The sequence below is a fragment of the Mycobacterium sp. NGS41 genome, from assembly GCF_059812725.1.
In genome coordinates, this window is record NZ_JCALDF010000025.1 from 40,005 (window position 1) to 57,634 (window position 17,630).

Annotated in this window: 18 protein-coding genes and 1 tRNA gene; 4 read left to right on the plus strand and 15 right to left on the minus strand. The window is 65.4% G+C overall.

Annotated elements, in window-relative coordinates; translation table 11 throughout:
• Window positions 1-61: 61 nt before the first annotated feature.
• The 3 genes from AC5Y21_RS19740 to cwsA all read right to left on the minus strand — a co-directional run bounded on the left by AC5Y21_RS19740 (window position 62) and on the right by cwsA (window position 2,320).
• Window positions 62-1,231 (minus strand): PPE family protein, encoded by a 1,170-nt coding sequence (locus AC5Y21_RS19740; RefSeq protein ID WP_499914888.1) that lies wholly within the window; start codon window positions 1,229-1,231, stop codon window positions 62-64.
• Between the two features lie 31 nt (window positions 1,232-1,262).
• On the minus strand, window positions 1,263-1,559 hold the full coding sequence (locus AC5Y21_RS19745) for a PE family protein (RefSeq protein ID WP_499914889.1): 297 nt from the start codon (window positions 1,557-1,559) through the stop codon (window positions 1,263-1,265).
• Between the two features lie 335 nt (window positions 1,560-1,894).
• Window positions 1,895-2,320 (minus strand): cell wall synthesis protein CwsA, encoded by a 426-nt coding sequence (gene cwsA / locus AC5Y21_RS19750; protein ID WP_499914890.1) that lies wholly within the window; start codon window positions 2,318-2,320, stop codon window positions 1,895-1,897.
• Between the two features lie 130 nt (window positions 2,321-2,450).
• On the opposite strand from cwsA, the gene AC5Y21_RS19755 reads away from it, so the two are divergent.
• Window positions 2,451-2,999, plus strand: coding sequence for a peptidylprolyl isomerase (locus tag AC5Y21_RS19755; RefSeq protein WP_499914891.1), 549 nt, complete (start codon window positions 2,451-2,453; stop codon window positions 2,997-2,999).
• 29 nt (window positions 3,000-3,028) lie between these two features.
• Here AC5Y21_RS19755 and AC5Y21_RS19760 read toward each other — a convergent pair whose 3' ends face one another.
• Complete coding sequence (locus AC5Y21_RS19760) at window positions 3,029-3,457, minus strand: PH domain-containing protein (protein WP_499914892.1); 429 nt, start codon at window positions 3,455-3,457, stop codon at window positions 3,029-3,031.
• 155 nt (window positions 3,458-3,612) lie between these two features.
• A complete protein-coding gene (gene crgA, locus AC5Y21_RS19765) occupies window positions 3,613-3,894 on the minus strand; it encodes a cell division protein CrgA (protein WP_499914893.1) in 282 nt (93 codons plus the stop codon).
• Window positions 3,895-4,044: 150 nt separating this feature from the next.
• Between crgA and AC5Y21_RS19770 the strand changes: the two genes are divergently transcribed.
• Window positions 4,045-4,806, plus strand: coding sequence for a DUF881 domain-containing protein (locus tag AC5Y21_RS19770; protein ID WP_499914894.1), 762 nt, complete (start codon window positions 4,045-4,047; stop codon window positions 4,804-4,806).
• 15 nt (window positions 4,807-4,821) lie between these two features.
• Window positions 4,822-5,508, plus strand: a complete 687-nt coding sequence (locus tag AC5Y21_RS19775) for an aminodeoxychorismate/anthranilate synthase component II (RefSeq protein ID WP_499914895.1) — start codon at window positions 4,822-4,824, stop codon at window positions 5,506-5,508.
• Here AC5Y21_RS19775 and pknB read toward each other — a convergent pair.
• The 7 genes from pknB to AC5Y21_RS19810 form a co-directional block, all read right to left on the minus strand.
• Window positions 5,486-7,351, minus strand: a complete 1,866-nt coding sequence (gene pknB, locus AC5Y21_RS19780; RefSeq protein ID WP_499914896.1) for a Stk1 family PASTA domain-containing Ser/Thr kinase — start codon at window positions 7,349-7,351, stop codon at window positions 5,486-5,488. The genes AC5Y21_RS19775 and pknB overlap by 23 nt on opposite strands.
• Window positions 7,348-8,655: a serine/threonine-protein kinase gene (locus AC5Y21_RS19785; protein WP_499914897.1), complete on the minus strand. Its 1,308-nt coding sequence runs from the start codon at window positions 8,653-8,655 to the stop codon at window positions 7,348-7,350. Before AC5Y21_RS19785 ends, pknB begins: the two co-directional genes overlap by 4 nt.
• On the minus strand, window positions 8,652-10,130 hold the full coding sequence (pbpA, locus tag AC5Y21_RS19790; protein WP_499914898.1) for a D,D-transpeptidase PbpA: 1,479 nt from the start codon (window positions 10,128-10,130) through the stop codon (window positions 8,652-8,654). Before pbpA ends, AC5Y21_RS19785 begins: the two co-directional genes overlap by 4 nt.
• Window positions 10,127-11,539 (minus strand): FtsW/RodA/SpoVE family cell cycle protein, encoded by a 1,413-nt coding sequence (locus AC5Y21_RS19795; protein ID WP_499914899.1) that lies wholly within the window; start codon window positions 11,537-11,539, stop codon window positions 10,127-10,129. Before AC5Y21_RS19795 ends, pbpA begins: the two co-directional genes overlap by 4 nt.
• A complete protein-coding gene (locus tag AC5Y21_RS19800) occupies window positions 11,536-13,023 on the minus strand; it encodes a PP2C family protein-serine/threonine phosphatase (RefSeq protein ID WP_499914900.1) in 1,488 nt (495 codons plus the stop codon). Before AC5Y21_RS19800 ends, AC5Y21_RS19795 begins: the two co-directional genes overlap by 4 nt.
• Window positions 13,020-13,487, minus strand: coding sequence for an FHA domain-containing protein FhaB/FipA (locus tag AC5Y21_RS19805; RefSeq protein WP_499914901.1), 468 nt, complete (start codon window positions 13,485-13,487; stop codon window positions 13,020-13,022). Before AC5Y21_RS19805 ends, AC5Y21_RS19800 begins: the two co-directional genes overlap by 4 nt.
• 123 nt (window positions 13,488-13,610) lie before the next feature.
• Window positions 13,611-15,347 carry an FHA domain-containing protein gene (locus AC5Y21_RS19810; protein ID WP_499914902.1) on the minus strand — a complete coding sequence of 579 codons (1,737 nt, stop codon included), beginning with the start codon at window positions 15,345-15,347 and terminating at the stop codon, window positions 13,611-13,613.
• A 248-nt stretch (window positions 15,348-15,595) separates the two neighbouring features.
• Here AC5Y21_RS19810 and AC5Y21_RS19815 point away from each other — a divergent pair.
• Window positions 15,596-15,681 (plus strand) — tRNA-Leu (locus tag AC5Y21_RS19815).
• Window positions 15,682-15,810: 129 nt separating this feature from the next.
• On the opposite strand, the gene AC5Y21_RS19820 is transcribed toward AC5Y21_RS19815, so the two are convergent.
• From AC5Y21_RS19820 to AC5Y21_RS19830, 3 genes are read right to left on the minus strand one after another with little or no spacing between them, the layout of a single operon-like run.
• The gene (locus tag AC5Y21_RS19820) at window positions 15,811-16,413 is read right to left on the minus strand and encodes an RES family NAD+ phosphorylase (protein WP_499914903.1); all 603 of its coding nucleotides are present in this window, start codon (window positions 16,411-16,413) and stop codon (window positions 15,811-15,813) included.
• Window positions 16,410-17,075: a hypothetical protein gene (locus AC5Y21_RS19825; protein WP_499914904.1), complete on the minus strand. Its 666-nt coding sequence runs from the start codon at window positions 17,073-17,075 to the stop codon at window positions 16,410-16,412. Before AC5Y21_RS19825 ends, AC5Y21_RS19820 begins: the two co-directional genes overlap by 4 nt.
• A 40-nt stretch (window positions 17,076-17,115) precedes the next feature.
• Window positions 17,116-17,562: a YybH family protein gene (locus tag AC5Y21_RS19830; protein WP_499914905.1), complete on the minus strand. Its 447-nt coding sequence runs from the start codon at window positions 17,560-17,562 to the stop codon at window positions 17,116-17,118.
• Between the last annotated feature and the right edge of the window lie 68 nt (window positions 17,563-17,630).

Sequence of the window (17,630 nt, forward strand, 5' to 3'; positions counted from 1 at the left end):
CATGGGCGGTTCACCGCAGAATGAACTTTCTGCGACCGACCGCTAACGCAGCCCGCAGCCACTACCCTGCGGCCGGTGGCTTGGCCATCACCGCTGGACGGAATCCGTACGTCGGCAGATTGCGCCCAGCGCCTTGCGCGAATATCGGTCCGAAGGGCGCCATCGGCAGGCCACCGATCCCTTCTGCGGCGGTCGGGGCGACGGCGCTGGTCAGCGCCCCTACCCCGGGGTTGGTCACGGCAGTCACGGGCGCCCAGCTCGGCGGGACCGACAGCACACCCAACGGAAGCGCGCGCCCCACGCTTGCCGCAATGCCCGCGGCGCCGGTTCCTGCGCTTTGAGCCGCCGCTGCGCCCAACGCATTAGCGGCGCCTTCGGCTGCCTTAGCCGCCGACGCGGCCGCCGGAACCAGGCCCTTCATGAACGACGTCACGGCAACAATCGCGTTGGTACTCTGCGCCGTCGACGTCGCCGTCGGCATGAAGGGACCGACGTACTTGGTGTACAGCATGATGAAGTCATCCAGCACCGTGTTGTTCACGATCCAGTCGTCGATCGTCTTGCTCGTCAGGGGTGCGGTGAGACTCTTCAAGGCGCCGTTGATCGAATCCGGGCTCAAATTCGCCAGCGCGTTTTGCGCGCCGGACTGGGTGGAATTCTCGGCGGCCGCGGCGACCGCCCTGGCTTGCCCGGACAACCCGTTCGGATCGGCCACTTGTGCCGGCTCGTCGAAATCGCTCAATTGTGCGGCTGCCGACGACGACGACGCATACGTGTACATCGCCGCCGCGTCCTGAGCCCACATTTCGAAGTAAGCGGCCTCCGTGGCAGCGATGGCCGGGGTGTTCTGCCCCAACAAATTCGTCGCGATCAACGTCGCCAGCAATGCGCGATTAGCCGCGATCACCGGAGGAGGCACAGTCATCGCGAAGGCCGTCTCGTGCGCCGCCGCCGCGGCCGACGCCTGGCCCGCAGCCGACTCGGTCCGCGCCGCGCTGCTTTGCAACCATCCCACGTATGGAGCTACCGCCGTCACCAGAGCCGCTGATGCCGGACCCAGCCACGGACCGCTGGTCAACGAGGAAATCACGGACTGGTACGCGGCCGCGGTCGAATGCAATTCAACGGCGAGTTCACCCCAGCCCACAGCGGCGGCCAACAACGAACCCGGCCCTGGACCGGTGTACATTCGACCGGAGTTGACTTCCGGCGGTAACAGCCCGTAGTCCACTTCTGCTGTCTCCCTTTCTCGCTCGGCCGGCTCAGACCGCTGCGGCGTTTGCGGCCTCGGTTTCCGCATAGGACGCCGCGCCGGCCGCCAGCGTGGCCACCAGCAAGTGATGAATCGCCGTTGCCTGAGCACTCAGCGCCTGATACCGGTGCGCATGAGCGGCGAACTGCGCGGCCGTCAGTGCGGATACTTCGTCAGCGGCGGCCGGAACGACTCCGGTGGTCGGGCCGGCCGCGGCCGCATTGCCGGCGCTGAAGGCCGCACCGATCGACTGCAGATTGCTGGCCGCGGCCGCCAGTTTCTCTGGATATGCAATTACGAACGACATTGGCTTCCCTTTCAAAACGACCAGAGCGGTTGGTAGGGAAGATATAAACAGCGCACCCGTCCATTCAGCGGACTGAATCCATCCGAAACGGCCCTGAGCACGGCTTATAGCCAAGACTCAGGTCGATCATATCTTTTCCATTCGAAATGGACTGCCCGCACGCCGAATATGTGCGTTCGATATGGAGATTTGAATACTGCGCACCAGAAAACTAAATAACTCACGCTGAGTCGTATGAATTTGTCGTGAGTAAACCGAGTATTCAACTTCGGAAAAGGAAATTCCTCACCATGAAGTTATGGCTTTGGCATAGATCAACAGCTAAATGGACAGGCCTACGGCCGCGGTTGGACGTCCACGCTCGGCGGGCGGGGCGACGGCTCCGGACGCATCGAGCGCCGCACGATGCTGAACGTGACGGCACCGACGGCCAGGGTCGCAACGGCGGCCCCGGCGATCAACCACGGTCGCTTGCCGTGACGTCGGGACCGGCGCGCCTCCTGGAATGCCTGCGGCAGGTTGGTGACAACCTCTTGCGCGGCGGCCAGTTCCTGAGCAAGCGATTCCTGGGCAGCAGCCAGTTCCCGGGCCAGCCTGCCTTCCTGGTAACGGCGGCGAAGCGCAGAGGCGCCGGATTGCGCGGAATGCAACCCGATCCCGGCAAGGCCTCGTGTGACGTCCATCGGTCCCACCGCCGAGTAGGTCAGGCCGCGGGTCAACCGCTCTTGAGGGGTCATCCGCGCTTCCGTCTTCGCGCTCATCTGCCGCCTTTCCGTGCTCTGTCTAAGTCCTGGCTGGATACTCCACAGACTGCCACCATTGCGGCCGCTCGTGGGCCCATTGCGGGCATGCCGCATCGAGTGACACCCGGTGGGGCTACGCGCCCGCCTAATGGCAGACTGTGATCCCGTGACCAACAGCCCTCATCAGACCGCCACCGCCACCCTGCACACCAACCGCGGTGACATCAAGATCGCCCTGTTCGGAAACCACGCGCCCAAGACCGTCGCCAACTTCGTCGGCCTGGCGCAGGGAACCAAGGAGTACTCGACGCAGAATGCGTCGGGCGGCCCCTCGGGTCCGTTCTACGATGGCGCGGTCTTTCACCGGGTGATCAACGGCTTCATGATCCAGGGCGGCGATCCGACCGGGACGGGGCGCGGCGGCCCGGGCTACAAGTTCGCTGACGAGTTCCATCCCGAGCTGCAGTTCGACAAGCCCTACCTGCTGGCGATGGCCAACGCGGGTCCGGGCACCAACGGCTCACAGTTCTTCATCACCGTCGGACAGACTCCCCACCTGAACCGGCGCCACACGATCTTCGGCGAGGTGACCGATCCCGAGTCGCAGCGCGTCGTCGACGCGATCGCGACGACGGCCACCGACGCCAACGACCGGCCCGCCGAGCCGGTCGTCATCGAGTCGATCACGATCTCCTAAGCGGCGCGTAGCTCTTCAGGGAGAGCCGGTTACGGGTCTTCCGGGCGGCCGGCCAAGCCGGCGGCGGTGAGCGCGTCGAGCACGTCCAACGGATCGGTCCCAAGGTCCCAGCGGGAGAAGACGGTCAGATCTCCGTTGGCCGTCTCGACCTCGAGTAGCCGCATTTTGCGGGCCAGGCGGCGGAACTCGATGATCCGGATGATCTTGATGTCGGAACGCTGCAATAGTTGCGTCCGGAACCACCCCCGCACGGCCAGGCCTTCGGTGGTAATTGCCAGCTTTGGACGCGCGCGCCATGAGAAGCCCGCAAACAAGATCAAACCCAGTGCGGCAATGCCCGCCATAACCCGCCCCGGCGGATCTGTGACCACGGTCACACAAGCGATAGCCATCACGACGCCCGCAACGCCGCAACCAGCAATTCCAGCCGCAGGAGGCTCCCAGTGAGTTTGCTGCATGGGGTTTCTACACCCTCCGACCACTGCCGATGCAGTTATCCACAAGCGCTATCAACAGTGGGGATGAATCACACGCGTGTGATTGAAGGACCCGAAAGTTGCTGGCTCAGTAAAGAAGAGGCATGCAAATGAATTCATCACGCGTCTAAGGTTGCTCAGTGCCAGCGCATCGTGAGCAACAGACCGGTGATCATGAAAGCGAACGCGATGGCGTAGTTCCACGGCCCGAGTTCTGCCATCCAGTGCAGCGCGGTCGGAGCCTGGCTACCCACGGCAGCCAACTGGAACACCATCAACCAGACCAGGCCGATCAGCATCAGGCCGACAAACAGCGCGACGAACCACACGCTCGATGGTCCGACCTTGACTTTCACCGGCGTGCGGCTCACCGCGCTGACGGTGAAGTCGCTCTTCTTGCGGACCTTTGATTTGGGCATGATTACCTCGGGCTACCTCGGGGACTAGGTGATCAACGCATTGAGCGGCTCGGATGCAACGATAACTAGTGCATGCCTAGGGCACGCCCAGGCTATAGCTTGGCTACGAGACTAACCCATCTGGCACCGCAACCAGGGAACGGAGCGTCCGTGAAAGGTGCGCAAGGTGCGCAAGTCGCGCGCCGCTCAGCCTGGCGTTTCGGCGTGCCGTTGGTGTGCCTGCTGGCCGGCGTGCTGCTGGCTGCCACGCATGGGGTATCCGGCGGCGCCGAAATCCGTCGCAGTGATGCGCCGCGCCTGGTCGACCTGGTTCGTGAGACACGGTCATCAGTGAGCCGTCTGGAGGCCGAACGCAACCAGCTCGCCGGCAAGATCGACGCTTCGCACGGACGGTCGTCGGACGCCGCGTTGAAAGCGATGCGGAGGCGGTCCGCCGAACTGGCCGCTGACGCGGACATGAACCCGGTCCATGGGCCGGGCCTGGTGGTGACCCTCAACGACGCGCAGCGCGACGCTAACGGCCGTTTTCCGCGCGACGCGTCCCCCGACGACCTGGTGGTGCACCAGCAGGACATCGAGGCCGTCCTCAACGCGATGTGGAGCGCAGGCGCCGAGGCGATCCAGATGCAGGACCAGCGGATCATCGCGACCTCCATGCCGCGCTGTGTCGGAAACACCCTGTTGCTCAACGGCCGCACGTACAGCCCGCCCTACACGATCACCGCGATCGGCAACGCGGCGGCGATGCAGGCCGCCCTCGCTGCCGCTCCGCTGGTGAGCCTGTACAAGCAGTACGTGGTCCGGTTCGGCCTCGGTTACCGCGAAGAGGTCAAGCCCGACGTGCAGATCGTCGGGCGCACCGAGCCGGTCCGGATGCACTTCGCCCAGCCCGCGGGGCCCATCGGCTACTGACGGTAACCTGACCTGATGCGGATCCTGGTCGTCGACAATTACGACAGTTTCGTCTTCAACCTGGTGCAATACCTCGGACAGCTCGGTGTCGAGGCCCAGGTGTGGCGCAACGACGACGCCCGGCTGTCCGACGACACCGCTACCGTCGAGCAGTTCGACGGCGTGTTGCTGAGCCCGGGTCCAGGCACCCCGGAACGCGCCGGCGTGTCGATCAGTCTGGTCCGTGCCTGCGCTGCGACGCGGACCCCGCTTCTCGGGGTCTGCCTGGGACATCAGGCCATCGGCGTCGCCTTCGGCGCCACCGTCGACCGTGCCCCGGAGTTGTTGCACGGCAAGACCAGTCGCGTCTTCCATACGAATGCCGGTGTGTTGCAAGGGCTCCCGGATCCGTTCACCGCGACGCGGTACCACTCGCTGACCATCCTGCCGGAGTCGCTGCCGACGGTGCTGGAGGTCACGGCCCACACCCGCAGCGGCGTGATCATGGGTGTGCGGCACGCCGAACTGCCGATCCACGGCGTCCAGTTCCACCCCGAGTCGATCCTGACCGAGGGGGGCCATCGGATGCTCGCCAACTGGCTCAACTACTGCGGATGGGCGCGCGACGACACCCTGGTACGCCGATTGGAAAGCGAGGTCCTGGCCGCAGTGCGGCCACACCTGCCGGCGGAAGTTGCGGCTACTGACCGAAACTCAGCGTGATGTTGCCGTTGAAGTTGACCCCGGTACCGGCGGACGGACTCTGCGATACGACCCTGTGCTGCTGAGAGCCGCCAGCGTCCACTTCGGGTCCCGGGATCAGCACCCCGGTCCAGCCCAGCGCCTTTAGCAGTGGCTCCGCGTCAGTCCAGAACTTGCCCTTCAGATCCGGCATGACGAACTGGTTGCCCTTGGAGATCTGCAGCTGGAGCGGCGAGTCGACGGCCGCCGTCTGGCCCGCTGCCGGATTGGTGCCGATCACCTCGCCGCGCGGCTTGGGGCTGTCCACCTCGGCCTGGGTGATCTTGGTGAACCCGTAGAGGCCGAGATTCTTCTGCGCCTCGTCAACCGTCTGGCCCTTGACGTCCGGGATCTGCTTGGTCTCCGGTCCGGAGCCGACGATGATGGTGATGACTTGGGTGATCGCGTACGACTGGCTGGCCGGAGGACTCGTCGCGGTGACCTTGCCCGCCATCTCGGGTGGCGACGCGCGGCTCTCCTGCTTGAACTTGCTGAACCCGGCCCGCTTCAGCTTGTCGACCGCCTCGGAGTAGGTCATCGAGGAAACGTCGGGTATTTCGCGTTGCTCAGGACCGGTGGAGACGTTGATCGTGATCACGTCGCCCGCACCCACCGATGTGTTGGCGCCTGGCTCGGTGCCGATGACGTGGTCGGCCGGGATGGTCGGGTCGGGCTTCTGCTGGGTGCGCGTCTTGAAACCCTTGTTCTGCAGCGAGGCGATCGCGTCGGCGGACACCTGACCGCGCACGTCGGGCACCTGAACGTCTCGGGTGCTGCCGCCGAATGTGTTGAAGCCGATGACGACAACGATCGTCAGCACCGCCAGCACGGCGACCACCGCCGCCCAGCGGCCGATCGAACCGCCGGCGCGGTCGCCGTCGTCGTCGAAGACCTGGCGAGGCAGCGGATCGGTGCGGGGCCCCCCGAAACCGCCACCGAGCGAACTGCGGTCGGCGTCGGTGAGCACCTTGGGAGCCTCGGGTGTCTCGCCGTTGTGCACCCGAACCAGGTCGGCACGCATCTCCGCGGCGGTCTGATAGCGGTTGTCGGGGTTCTTGGCCAGCGCCTTGAGAATGACGGCGTCGAGGTCGGCGGAGATACCCTCGTGCCGTTGCGACGGAGGAACGGGGTCTTCGCGGACATGCTGGTAGGCCACCGAGACGGGTGAGTCGCCGGTGAAAGGTGGCTCGCCGGTGATGATTTCGTAGAGAACGCAGCCCAGCGAATAGACGTCGGATCGCGCGTCGACGGAGTCGCCGCGGGCTTGTTCGGGCGACAGGTATTGAGCGGTGCCGATGACCGCCGCGGTCTGGGTGACGCTGTTGCCGCCGTCGGCGATGGCGCGGGCGATGCCGAAGTCCATCACCTTGACCGCGTTGGTCGCGCTGATCATGATGTTCGCCGGCTTGACGTCGCGGTGGATGATGCCGTTCTGGTGGCTGAAGTTCAGCGCCTGGCAGGCGTCGGCGATGATCTCGATCGCCCGCCGGGGCGGCAGTGGACCATCGGTGTGCACGATGTCGCGCAGCGTGACGCCTTCGACGTATTCCATGACGATGTAGGGCAGCGGACCCGTCGCCGTTTCCGCCTCGCCGGTGTCGTACACCGCCACGATGGACGGGTGATTCAGCGCCGCGGCGTTTTGCGCCTCACGCCGGAAGCGCAGGTAGAAGCTGGGGTCGCGGGCCAGATCCGCGCGCAGCACCTTTACCGCGACGTCGCGATGCAAGCGAAGGTCGCGGGCCAGATGAACTTCGGACATACCCCCGAAACCGAGGATGTCGCCCAGTTCATAGCGGTCGGACAGGTGCTGAGGGGTAGTCATTGCGGCGTTTCGTGTGGGGCCGGCGACGGCCTGGGTTGCGGCACCAACCGGACAACCCAGTCGAGTTCGGCCGGATGACGTCCAGAATTACCCGCTTCTGCACGATCCGTCCAATTCAGCGGCGGATGGTCAGGCGCCAAACCGCTGGGAGTGTTGCCTGCCGGTGGAGTTCCGGTGTCGGTGACGGTTGGGGTGGGCGACTCGTTTGTACCGCGGGAATTGATCACGATGAGCACCGCAATGATGATCGCCAGCGCTCCGAGCACCCCGGCGGCCCAGAGCAGCGCGCGTTGCCCAGACGAGAAGGTGCGCCGTGCCGGTGGGCGGCGACCGCCTGTCGACGGGCGAGACCGGCCGGTGGCCGGAGTGCGACTGCTCGTGGTGGAAGCGACCCTGGCCGGCGCGGCCGACGGGATGGCAGCCGGTGAGGCCCGGCCCGGCGGCGGTGACTGGCTGGGCCGCGGCGGGCGGCGTCCGGCCCGTACCGCGGCGACGGCGTCGGCGAACGGTCCCCCGCTGCGGTAGCGCATCTGGGGATTCTTGACGAGGGTGATCTCGATCAGTTCCCGCACATTGGCCGGCAGCTCGGTCGGCAGCGGCGGTGGGGGCTCCTTGATGTGCTTCATCGCCACCGTCAGCGCGCCGTCACCGGTGAATGGTCGCTTACCCGAAACCACCTCGTAGCCAACGACTCCCAGCGCATAGACGTCACTGGCAGGGGTTGCCTCATGGCCCAGAGCCTGTTCCGGTGCGATGTATTGAGCGGTACCCATTACCATGCCGGTCTGGGTCACCGGCGCGGCGTCGACGGCCTTGGCGATGCCGAAGTCGGTGATCTTCACCTGCCCGGTAGGCGTGATCATGATGTTGCCCGGTTTGACGTCCCGGTGGACCAGACCGGCGGCGTGCGCGACCTGCAGGGCCCGGCCGGTCTGCTCGAGCATGTCCAGCGCGTGCCGCAACGACAGCCGGCCGGTGCGCTTGATCACCGAGTTCAGCGGCTCACCGTTGACCAGCTCCATCACCAGGTACGCGGTGCGGCCCTCGCCGTTCATCTGGCTCTCGCCGTAGTCGTGGACCTGAGCGATCCCCGGATGGTTGAGCATTGCGGTTGTCCGTGCCTCGGCGCGGAACCGCTCGATGAACTCGGGGTCCTGAGAAAACTCCTGCTTGAGTACCTTGACCGCGACGCGCCGGCCCAGCCGGCTGTCCACCGCCTCCCAGACTTGCCCCATGCCACCCGTGGCGATCAGGCGCTGCAGGCGGTACCTGCCGGACAGGGTCACACCAACTCGTGGGCTCATGGTCCCCCCTGCAGTGCGGCTGCGATCACGGCTCGCCCGATCGGCGCGGCGAGCGCGCCGCCGGTCGCGGACTGGCGATCGCCGCCGTCCTCCACCACCACGGCTAACGCAACCTGCGGTTTCTGCGCGGGCGCGAATGCGATGTACCACGCGTGCGGTGGCGTATGGCGGGGGTCGGTGCCGTGCTCTGCGGTACCGGTTTTGGAAGCGATCTGCACGCCGGGAACGGCCCCTTTCTGTTGTGCGGCCTTCTCGGCGCCGACCATCAGCTCTGTTAGCTTAGCGGCGACCTGCGGCAACACCGCCTGCCGCTGCCGATATGGGGCGGTTGTGCTGATTTTGGTCAGGTCTGGCCCCTTGAGGCTATCGACCAGATACGGCTGCATCATCACCCCGGCATTGGCAATGGCCGCGGCGATTTCCGCGTTCTGCAGCGGGGTCAGCGCGACGTCCTTCTGGCCGATGCTCGACATTGCGAGCGCCGCGCGGTCGGGAATTGGCCCGACGGTTGATTGTACGACCTGCAGCGGGATCACGCTCGGTATGGTGTCCAGTCCGAACGAATGCGCCGTGCTGCGCAGGGCGTCGGGGCCGATGGTGAGGCCTAAATCTACGAACGCGGTGTTACAGGACAAAGCGAATGCCTTGCTCAGCGGGACGGTCTCGCCGCTGCCGCACGGGGTGCCGCCGTAGTTCTCCAGCATCGCCTTGCTGTCCGGCAACTGGACCTTGGCCGCCGCGGTCAACGGCTGGTCATCTTTGATGCCGGCCTGCAGGGCGGCCGCGGTGGTGATCACTTTGAACGTGGACCCGGGCGGATACGTCTCGGAGATGGCGCGATTGGTCATCGGTGACTCCGGACTGTCCCGAAATTGCTGCCAGGCCCGCGCCTGCTCGTCGGGATCGTGTGAAGCCAGCCGGTTGGGGTCATAGGACGGCGCCGACACCAGCGCCAGAATCTTGCCCGTCGACGGTTCCAGGGCGACGACGGCGCCCTTGCACGGCGAACCGCCGCAACCCTGCTGCATGGCGTCCCAAGCCGCCTTCTGGACCCGCGGGTTCAGCGTGGTTTCGACGTTGCCGCCGCGCGGATCGCGACCGGTGAAGAAGTCGGCGAGGCGGCGCCCGAACAGCCGCTGGTCGGATCCGTTCAGCAGCGCGTCCTCGGCCCGTTCCAGGCCGGTGCTGGAGTAGCGCAGCGAGTAGAAGCCGGTGACCGGCGCATACATCTCGGGGCTGGGGTATTTCCGCAGGAAGCGGAAGCGGTTGTCGGTGGCCATCGAGAAAGCCAGCAACTGGCCACCCGCGGTGATCTGCCCCCGCTGCCGCGAATACTCGTCAAGCAGAACTCGCTGATTGCGGGGGTCGGCACGCAGTCCGTCGGCGGTGAACACCTGCGTATACGTGGCGTTGAGCAACAGCAGCACGATCAACGCCATCACGGTCACCGAGATCCGGCGGAGAGAGGTGTTCATACCTTCTGGATCACCTCAGTGGTGGCCTTTGCGACCGGTGTCGTCTTGGTGCGCGGGCGGGTGCGCAATGGTCGCCGGGCGCCGTGCGAGATGCGCGCCAGAATGGCCAGCAACACGTAGTTGGCCACCAGCGACGAACCGCCGTAGGACAGCCACGGAGTGGTCAACCCGGTCAGCGGGATGAGCCGGGTGACGCCGCCGACCACGATGAACAGCTGAATGGCCAGCGTCGACGCCAGGCCGGCGGCCAGCAGCTTGCCGAAGCTGTCGCGGGTGGCAATCGCGGTGCGCATGCCGCGCACGATGACGATCGTGTACAGCATCAACAGGCTGGCCAACCCGACCAGCCCAAGCTCTTCGCCGAATGCGGCGGTGATGAAATCGGTCGACGCGGCGGGCACGGTGTCGGGCTGGCCGTTGCCCAGCCCGGTGCCGAAAATACCGCCCGTAGCAAAGCTGAAGAGAGACTGCACCATCTGATAGCCACTGCCGTCGGGATCGGAGAAAGGGTCCCACCACATCTGCACGCGAACCCGGACGTGACGGCGAACGTAGTACGCCACAACGCTTCCCGCGGCGAATAGCACCAACCCGATGACGACCCAGCTGAAGCGTTGGGTGGCCAGATATACCACCACCAGAAACGACGCATAGAGCAGCAGCGAAGTGCCGAGGTCCTTCTCGAAAACCATCACGCCGATCGAGATCACCCAAGCTGCCAGCAGCGGTGCGACGTCTCGTGGGCGCGGCAGGTTCATGCCCATCACGTGCTTGCCGGCACTGGTGAACAGGCCGCGCTTGGCTACCAGCACGGCAGAGAAAAAGATCAGCAGCAGAATCTTGGAGAACTCGGCCGGCTGTGTCGAGAACCCTGGAAATTGGATCCAGATCTTGGCGCCGTACTGCTCGGACAGCGATGCGGGCAGCAGCGCGGGAATCGCCAACATCACCAGACCGGTCACTCCGGACACGTAGCCGTACCGCGCGAGCTGTCGGTGGTCTTTCAGGAAGGTCACCACGAGAGCGAACGCGCCCACACCGACCAGGGTCCACAGCATCTGCTGAGTTGCTCCGGGATGACGGTGCGCGTGGGTCGACTTGTCGGCGAGGTCGAGCCGGTGGATCATCACCAGACCAAGGCCGTTGAGCAAAGCGACTGTGGGCAGCAGTAGCGGATCGGTGTAGGGAGCCGAGCGCCTGATGGCCAGATGCGCGCAACCGAATACGGTCAGAAACGCCAGCCCGTAGCCGGCCAGATCCCAGTGCAGGCCCCGCTCCTGGTTGGCCTCCACGATGAGCAGCGCGGCGACGGTGATCGCGGCGGCAAAGCACAACAGCAGCAGTTCGGCGTTGCGCCGAGTCGGCAACGGAGGCGTCACCGTCACCGGAGGCTGGACTTGCGTCGTCATACCGCGTTCCGGCAGTCGACGCCCAACTTAGGCGGCGGTCCCGGAGATGTGCTTACCGGTGACGAGGGGGGGCTGGACGACGTGGTAGTGGTCGCTGGACTTGTGGAACGGGGGCCGGGAGCTGGGCCGACGGTAGAAGGCGTGGTGCTTGTCGTGGCGGGTGGGGTGGTTTCCGAACCGCTCGGCTGTGGCTCCGACGGCTCTGCAGGTGTGCTGCGCGGCGGGCAGACTTTCAGCAGGTTCTCGTCCAACAATTTCTTCAGCTGATTGTTGGCATCTTGCCGGGAACCTCCCGGCAGCGCTTGAACCGATGCCCGTCCGCTCTGACTCAAATCTTGAAGGGTGACCAGCTTGCAGTCGGGGTGTGGACCTCCGGATTGGGCGTACGGGATCAGATGCCATTTGTTGTTGGCGTCGACGCAGACTACTGAATCGGCGTCTCGCAGAAAGCCCAGCCCGGCTTGCTGAACCCCGTGCATGAGGGACACCTTGCCCTCGTATTCGGCGACGTAGTAGTGCTGCTGGATGACCGACCACCCGATGACGAGACCAGCGATCAGCACGAGCACGACGAGTGCCACGATCAGCGGCAGCCGCCACCGCGACCATCGAGACCGGCTCGGCGGTTCGACGGGCGGGGCAGGCCGCTTGGCGACGTCTTTGCGCGGTCCGATGGCGGAGGCGCGGCCGGCCGCCGTGTTCGGCAAGGTTGCGTGTTCGTCTTCGCCGGAAACCGCGCCGGCGAGAATCGGCTGAGTCTGGCCGTATTCGTAGTCCACGACATCGGCGACCACCACGGTCACGTTGTCCGGGCCACCACCGCGCAGCGCCAATTCGATGAGGCGGTAGGCGCTTTCGGCGACGTCGGGAATTTGCAGCGCCTCGAGGATGGTTTCGTCGCTCACCGGGTCGGACAGTCCGTCCGAGCAAAGCAGGTAACGGTCCCCGGCGCGCGCTTCGCGCATCGTGAGGGTGGGCTCGACCTCGTGACCGGTCAATGCACGCATGATCAGCGAGCGTTGCGGATGGCTGTGCGCCTCCTCAGCGGTGATCCGGCCTTCGTCGACCAGGGTTTGGACGAAGGTGTCGTCCTTGGTGATCTGGGTCAGCTCGCCGTCGCGCAATAGGTAGCCACGTGAGTCACCAATGTGCACCAGCCCCAGCCGGTTGCCGGCGAACAGGATGGCAGTGAGCGTGGTGCCCATGCCCTCGAGATCGGGCTCCATCTCGACCTGTGCGGCGATCGCGGAGTTGCCGGTGCGGACAGCCGTATCGAGCTTGCCCAGCAGGTCGCCCCCGGGCTCGTCATCGTCGAGGTGCGCAAGCGCGGCAATCACCAGCTGGGAGGCCACCTCGCCGGCGGCGTGGCCGCCCATGCCGTCGGCTAGGGCCAGGAGCCGTGCACCCGCGTAGACGGAGTCTTCGTTATTGGCGCGTACCAGGCCGCGATCACTGCGGGCGGCGTATCGCAGGACCAGTGTCACGGGCGCAACTCGATTGCTGTCTTGCCGATCCGAACCGGCGTTCCGATTGGGACTCGTACCGCAGTCGTCACCTTCGCCCTGTCGAGGTAGGTGCCGTTGGTCGATCCTAGATCCTCGACGTACCATTCCGAGCCGCGTTGCGAAAGCCGGGCGTGCCGTGTCGAGGCGTAGTCGTCGGTCAGCACCACGGTGGAGTCGTCAGCCCGCCCGATCAGCACCGGCTGCCCACTCAGCGTGATGCGCGCGCCCGCCAGCGACCCTTCGGTCACCACCAGGTAGCGCGCGGCGTGTCGGTGCTGGCGCGAAGGCAGCAACGTGCTGCGCAATGTCAGGCCGCGACGCACCATGACAGCGCCGGTCGGCGCGTAGATGTCGGTCTTCAAGATCCGCAACACCGACCAGATGAACACCCATAACAACATTAAAAATCCGGCGCGCGTCAGCTGCAGTACTAATCCCTGCATCTGGCGTCCTTTCCGTCCTGGCGCCGTACCCCCCGCATCCGTGACACCGAGCAGTTCAGCAACGTCACGATACTGGACGGTGGACGACGCGGGGCGAAGCTCGGCGGCCGAGCCCCGGTGGGTTCAGTGAATCCGGACGATGATCTCCGAGTGGCCCAAACGGATCACATCGGCATCGGCCAACTGCCACTCCTGTACCGGTGCATTGTTGACGGTGGTGCCATTAGTGGAATTGAGGTCGGACAGCAGTGCCACCTGCCCGTCCCAACGAATCTCCAGGTGCCTGCGCGACACGCCTGTGTCGGGCAGCCGGAACTGGGCGTCTTGTCCGCGGCCCACGATGTTGGAACCCTCGCGCAGCTGGTAGGTCCGGCCGCTGCCGTCGTCCAGCTGCAGGGTGACCGACGTTGCGGGAGCCCCATAGCCGCCGCCCTGCCCGTAGCCGCCGTAGCCGCCGGCGGGCTGGCCGTAATCACCGGCGCCGCCTGACTGACCGTAGTCGTAGTCGCCCCTGGCGGGCTCGCCATAGTCGCCGGCCGGCGGGGCGTACCCCGCTCCGGGGGCGGCATCGGCGTAGTGGGTGAAGGCGTCCTGGCCGTAGTCCTGCTGGCCGTAGCTCTGCTGGCCGTAATCCTGTTGGCCGTAGTCCTGTTGGCCGTAGCTCTGCTGGCCGTAGTCCTGCTGGCCGTAGCTCTGTTGGCCGTAGTCCTGTTGGCCGTAGTCCTGTTGGCCGTAGTCCTGCTGGCCATAGCCGCCCTGCTGGTAGCCCTGGTCGTACCCGCCACCTTGGTCGGGGTAGGACGGACGCTGCTCGGGCGAGGCCGCCGGAGGGGCCGAGGCATAGCCGCCCTCGTCTTGATGACGCCCGTAGTCGCCGTAACCGCCGCCGTAGCCGGACTGCCCACCGCCCTGCTGCGGCGGATAGCCCCCCGCGTCCTGACGGTAGCCCTGGTCATACCCTTGTCCGCCGCCGTGGCTGGGTGGCTGCTGCTCATACGACGACGGGGCGGGTGGATAACCGCCGCCCTGGTCCTGGTAGCCGCCCTGACCGCCGTAACCGCCTTGATCCGGGTAGCCGCCTTGGCCGCCGTAACCGCCTTGATCCGGATAGCCGCCCTGGCCGCCGTAACCACCCTGACCGGGGTAGCCGCCTTGCCCGTATCCGCCTTGGTCTTGGTAACCGCCACCCTGGGGGTAGCCGCCCTGGTCGGGGCGGGGCGGCGGATATCCCTGCTGGGGCGGATAGCCGCCTTGGTCGGGCGGATATCCGCCACGGGGGTCGTGGCCGCCCTGGGCCTCTGGGCCGTCTTGCGGACGCCCGTAGCGGTCGTCGTAGTACTCGTCGCCGGGGCGCCCCTGCCCCTGACCCCCGCGGTAGCTCGAATTGTCACTCATTGGTGGTACTCCTGGTTCTGCGCCAAACGCTTGATCTGATTGTGGTCGGGCGGAGTCGGTGACCGTCGGGCGGGGCTCGACGTCGGGGTTGACAGCACCGCGGGCGCGGAACTGGCCGGTATGCAGGTTCGACGACGACTCGAACCGGACGACCACATCACCATACGTTTGCCACCCCTGTTCATGGATATAGTCCGCCAAGTACCTAGCGAAAGCGTGCGTCGTGAGATCCGGGTCGGCGCCCACCTTCTCAAAGTCGTGCACACTGAGGGTAATGATGTATTCGTTGGGCGCCAACGGGCGATTTCCCTGAAGCGACCGGACGCCGTCGGCCGCTTCGCGGCGCAATAGGGCTTCCACCTCTGCGGGCACGATTGATCCGCCGAACATCCGGGCAAACGCATCTCCCACGGTCGCTTCGAGTTTGCGCTCGATGCGCTGAACCAGCCCCCTTTGGCTACCCATCTTTCAGTGCTCGCACCCATTTATCTGGGCATATCGCAACCGCAAAGCAAACGACTCGCCCGCGTGTCGGATCACCCAAGCATGGTATCGGGACACTGTGGTGATTCGGCACCGTGAGAATCCTGAGAATCGCAACGCTGCTGTTCACAGTCCTTTTAAGAACCGGGGTCCGGCGGTGGGCAGGAGGATGCCCCCTAGAGCGGCTGGGGCGCGTTGCCACTACAGTGATATGGTCCTGCGGTTGTTTCGGGCGAGTGGCGGAATGGCAGACGCGCTGGCTTCAGGTGCCAGTGTCCTTCGGGACGTGGGGGTTCAAGTCCCCCTTCGCCCACCATTTGCGGTTCTACGAACTGCGGCGCTGAAGGTCACGACTCGAGAGAAGTCGTGGCCTTTGTGTTTGCACCTCATCGGCGAACGCTTCTGACTCCTCTAGAGCGCGACGAGTAATGGCGCGATAAGGGTGTTACCAGCGCGTCGCGATGGGATCAGCGAATGGTTCATAGGCCCCAGTGTTCTTCCACTGCTCCACCGCTTTGTGCGGGGCGCCGAACCAGCGGACGTGTGGTGCCACCTCCGACGGGGCACGCGCTCCGTCGGTGAGTTGCCCGGTCGGGATCTCTTCCGGTGTAAGGGGTTGGCTCAGAAAGGGATTGAGGAGTCGGACCCCAAACAAGATCAGGTTGTGGGTCCCCGGCAGCGCGGCCGACGGCACGATTAGTGCGCTCGCTCCGCTGTTTCGAACGACGTCGGCCAACGCTTGAGTAGGGGTGTAGTCGTCGCCCACAAGTTCGTCTGGCGTCAGCCCGTACCTTTCACAGTCGTCGAAGTCGACGCGCGTCGCGTCGTCCACGTCGACCACCGCCGACCACAAATTCAGCACGACGTCATCTGGGTTGCCCGCTGGACCAAGGTTGTGGCGAAGCATCTCGGCGGCGGGGCCCAGCGGATGAAGACTGAGGTATTGGACCGTGTCGGTCATGGCGCGGTGAAAACGGCCGGCCCGCGAACTGGGCAGTGCCCACCATGGCGAGTCATAGGAAGCATGGCGAAAGACCGTCAGGCTCATACCGTCATGGCGCGAGCCGCACTCGCCGCGTCGAGCACACGCGGGTAGTTCAACGGGTCATCGAGTAGTTCGACCGGCCGCCGGCCAAGCACCGGATGCTCCCGATAGAACCAAGCAATTGCCCCGGGGCCGGTAAATGAGTGACGGAGCTGGTTGACGACTTGGCCGACCGCGCGGATACGGGCGGCGTCGTCAGCCGCAGGCTCTGTTCCGTCGAGAGCGAGCCACCGCTGGAGCTGGCGAACCGAGACCCCGAGCAGGTCTGCCAGGGTCTTCTGGGGGGTGGCGAGGACCTCGGCGGTCTTGGTTAAGACATCGCGGACTGGCACATCGTCGCTGTAGGGCTGATTTTCGACGATATCGCGCAATGCATGGCGGAATTGCTCGAGCCCAATGCGCACGTCGCGGCGCTGGTCGTCGCTGTCATGGCGGAGTGCTTTCTGAGCGCGAAACGCCGCGGCCCACATGGCTGTCGTCAGATAAGGGTCGGCCTCAAGTCGCAACGGCGTCGCCGCGCCCAGCGTCTGCTCGAAGCTATCGATAAGCTCGGCGACCTCGTCGGGAACCGCCTTTGAGCGCTGTAGCAGCACGGTTGCGTCGTTGACTGCATTGAGGAGCGCAACGAGGTCTGCGCGCGCCGCCGAGGCTGCGGTCGTAGGCATGTCGCTATCATACGACAGATTTACGCCATGATGTACGGGCTCAGGGCTGCAGGTCGGTGGCCGCGCGATACGAGCCGTCCATATAGAACGGCGCCGAGTCGTGTCGGTGCGTGATGCGCCACGACTCGTCGATGCGGCGCAGGCCAAAAGTTGAGCGGTACCAGGTCGAGAACGATTCGCCCTGGCCGGCGCGCGTTACTGTCATCTGGGTGAGGGTGTAGGCCAACGCGAGGTCGCCGTCTTCGTGCACGACCGGGTCGAGGTGCGTGATCTCCACCGGGCCGTCGAATCCCGCGAACCAGGCCCGAATGCCGTCGACAGTGCCGTAGGGCGTAAGGGGCCCCTGTTGCAGTGGCGGCGCAAGCGAATACGCCACGATGTCGTCGGAGTAGAGCGCGAAGAGTCCATCGGCGTCTCGCGCGGCGTGCGCTGCTGCGAATTTGTCGAGGACAGTGTGCACGGCGGTCCCGGCGTGGCTGGTCTTCATTGTCTGATCCCTTCTTCGTGGCTCCATAGCATCGGAGCCTTCAATGGGGTGTCGAAGCCGGCTCGCCA

Excerpts from the sequence above, each read along its gene's own strand:
- AC5Y21_RS19825 (WP_499914904.1), bottom strand. The coding sequence starts at position 17,075 with ATGCCTACGACCGCAGCCTCGGCGGCGCGCGCAGACCTCGTTGCGCTC.
- AC5Y21_RS19795 (WP_499914899.1), bottom strand. The coding sequence starts at position 11,539 with ATGACGACGCAAGTCCAGCCTCCGGTGACGGTGACGCCTCCGTTGCCG.
- AC5Y21_RS19760 (WP_499914892.1), bottom strand. The coding sequence starts at position 3,457 with ATGCAGCAAACTCACTGGGAGCCTCCTGCGGCTGGAATTGCTGGTTGC.
- AC5Y21_RS19830 (WP_499914905.1), bottom strand. The coding sequence starts at position 17,562 with ATGAAGACCAGCCACGCCGGGACCGCCGTGCACACTGTCCTCGACAAA.
- AC5Y21_RS19810 (WP_499914902.1), bottom strand. The coding sequence starts at position 15,347 with ATGGGTAGCCAAAGGGGGCTGGTTCAGCGCATCGAGCGCAAACTCGAA.
- crgA (WP_499914893.1), bottom strand. The coding sequence starts at position 3,894 with ATGCCCAAATCAAAGGTCCGCAAGAAGAGCGACTTCACCGTCAGCGCG.
- AC5Y21_RS19755 (WP_499914891.1), top strand. The coding sequence starts at position 2,451 with ATGGCAGACTGTGATCCCGTGACCAACAGCCCTCATCAGACCGCCACC.
- AC5Y21_RS19775 (WP_499914895.1), top strand. The coding sequence starts at position 4,822 with ATGCGGATCCTGGTCGTCGACAATTACGACAGTTTCGTCTTCAACCTG.
- pknB (WP_499914896.1), bottom strand. The coding sequence starts at position 7,351 with ATGACTACCCCTCAGCACCTGTCCGACCGCTATGAACTGGGCGACATC.
- AC5Y21_RS19785 (WP_499914897.1), bottom strand. The coding sequence starts at position 8,655 with ATGAGCCCACGAGTTGGTGTGACCCTGTCCGGCAGGTACCGCCTGCAG.
- cwsA (WP_499914890.1), bottom strand. The coding sequence starts at position 2,320 with ATGAGCGCGAAGACGGAAGCGCGGATGACCCCTCAAGAGCGGTTGACC.
- AC5Y21_RS19820 (WP_499914903.1), bottom strand. The coding sequence starts at position 16,413 with ATGAGCCTGACGGTCTTTCGCCATGCTTCCTATGACTCGCCATGGTGG.
- AC5Y21_RS19805 (WP_499914901.1), bottom strand. The coding sequence starts at position 13,487 with ATGCAGGGATTAGTACTGCAGCTGACGCGCGCCGGATTTTTAATGTTG.
- pbpA (WP_499914898.1), bottom strand. The coding sequence starts at position 10,130 with ATGAACACCTCTCTCCGCCGGATCTCGGTGACCGTGATGGCGTTGATC.
- AC5Y21_RS19745 (WP_499914889.1), bottom strand. The coding sequence starts at position 1,559 with ATGTCGTTCGTAATTGCATATCCAGAGAAACTGGCGGCCGCGGCCAGC.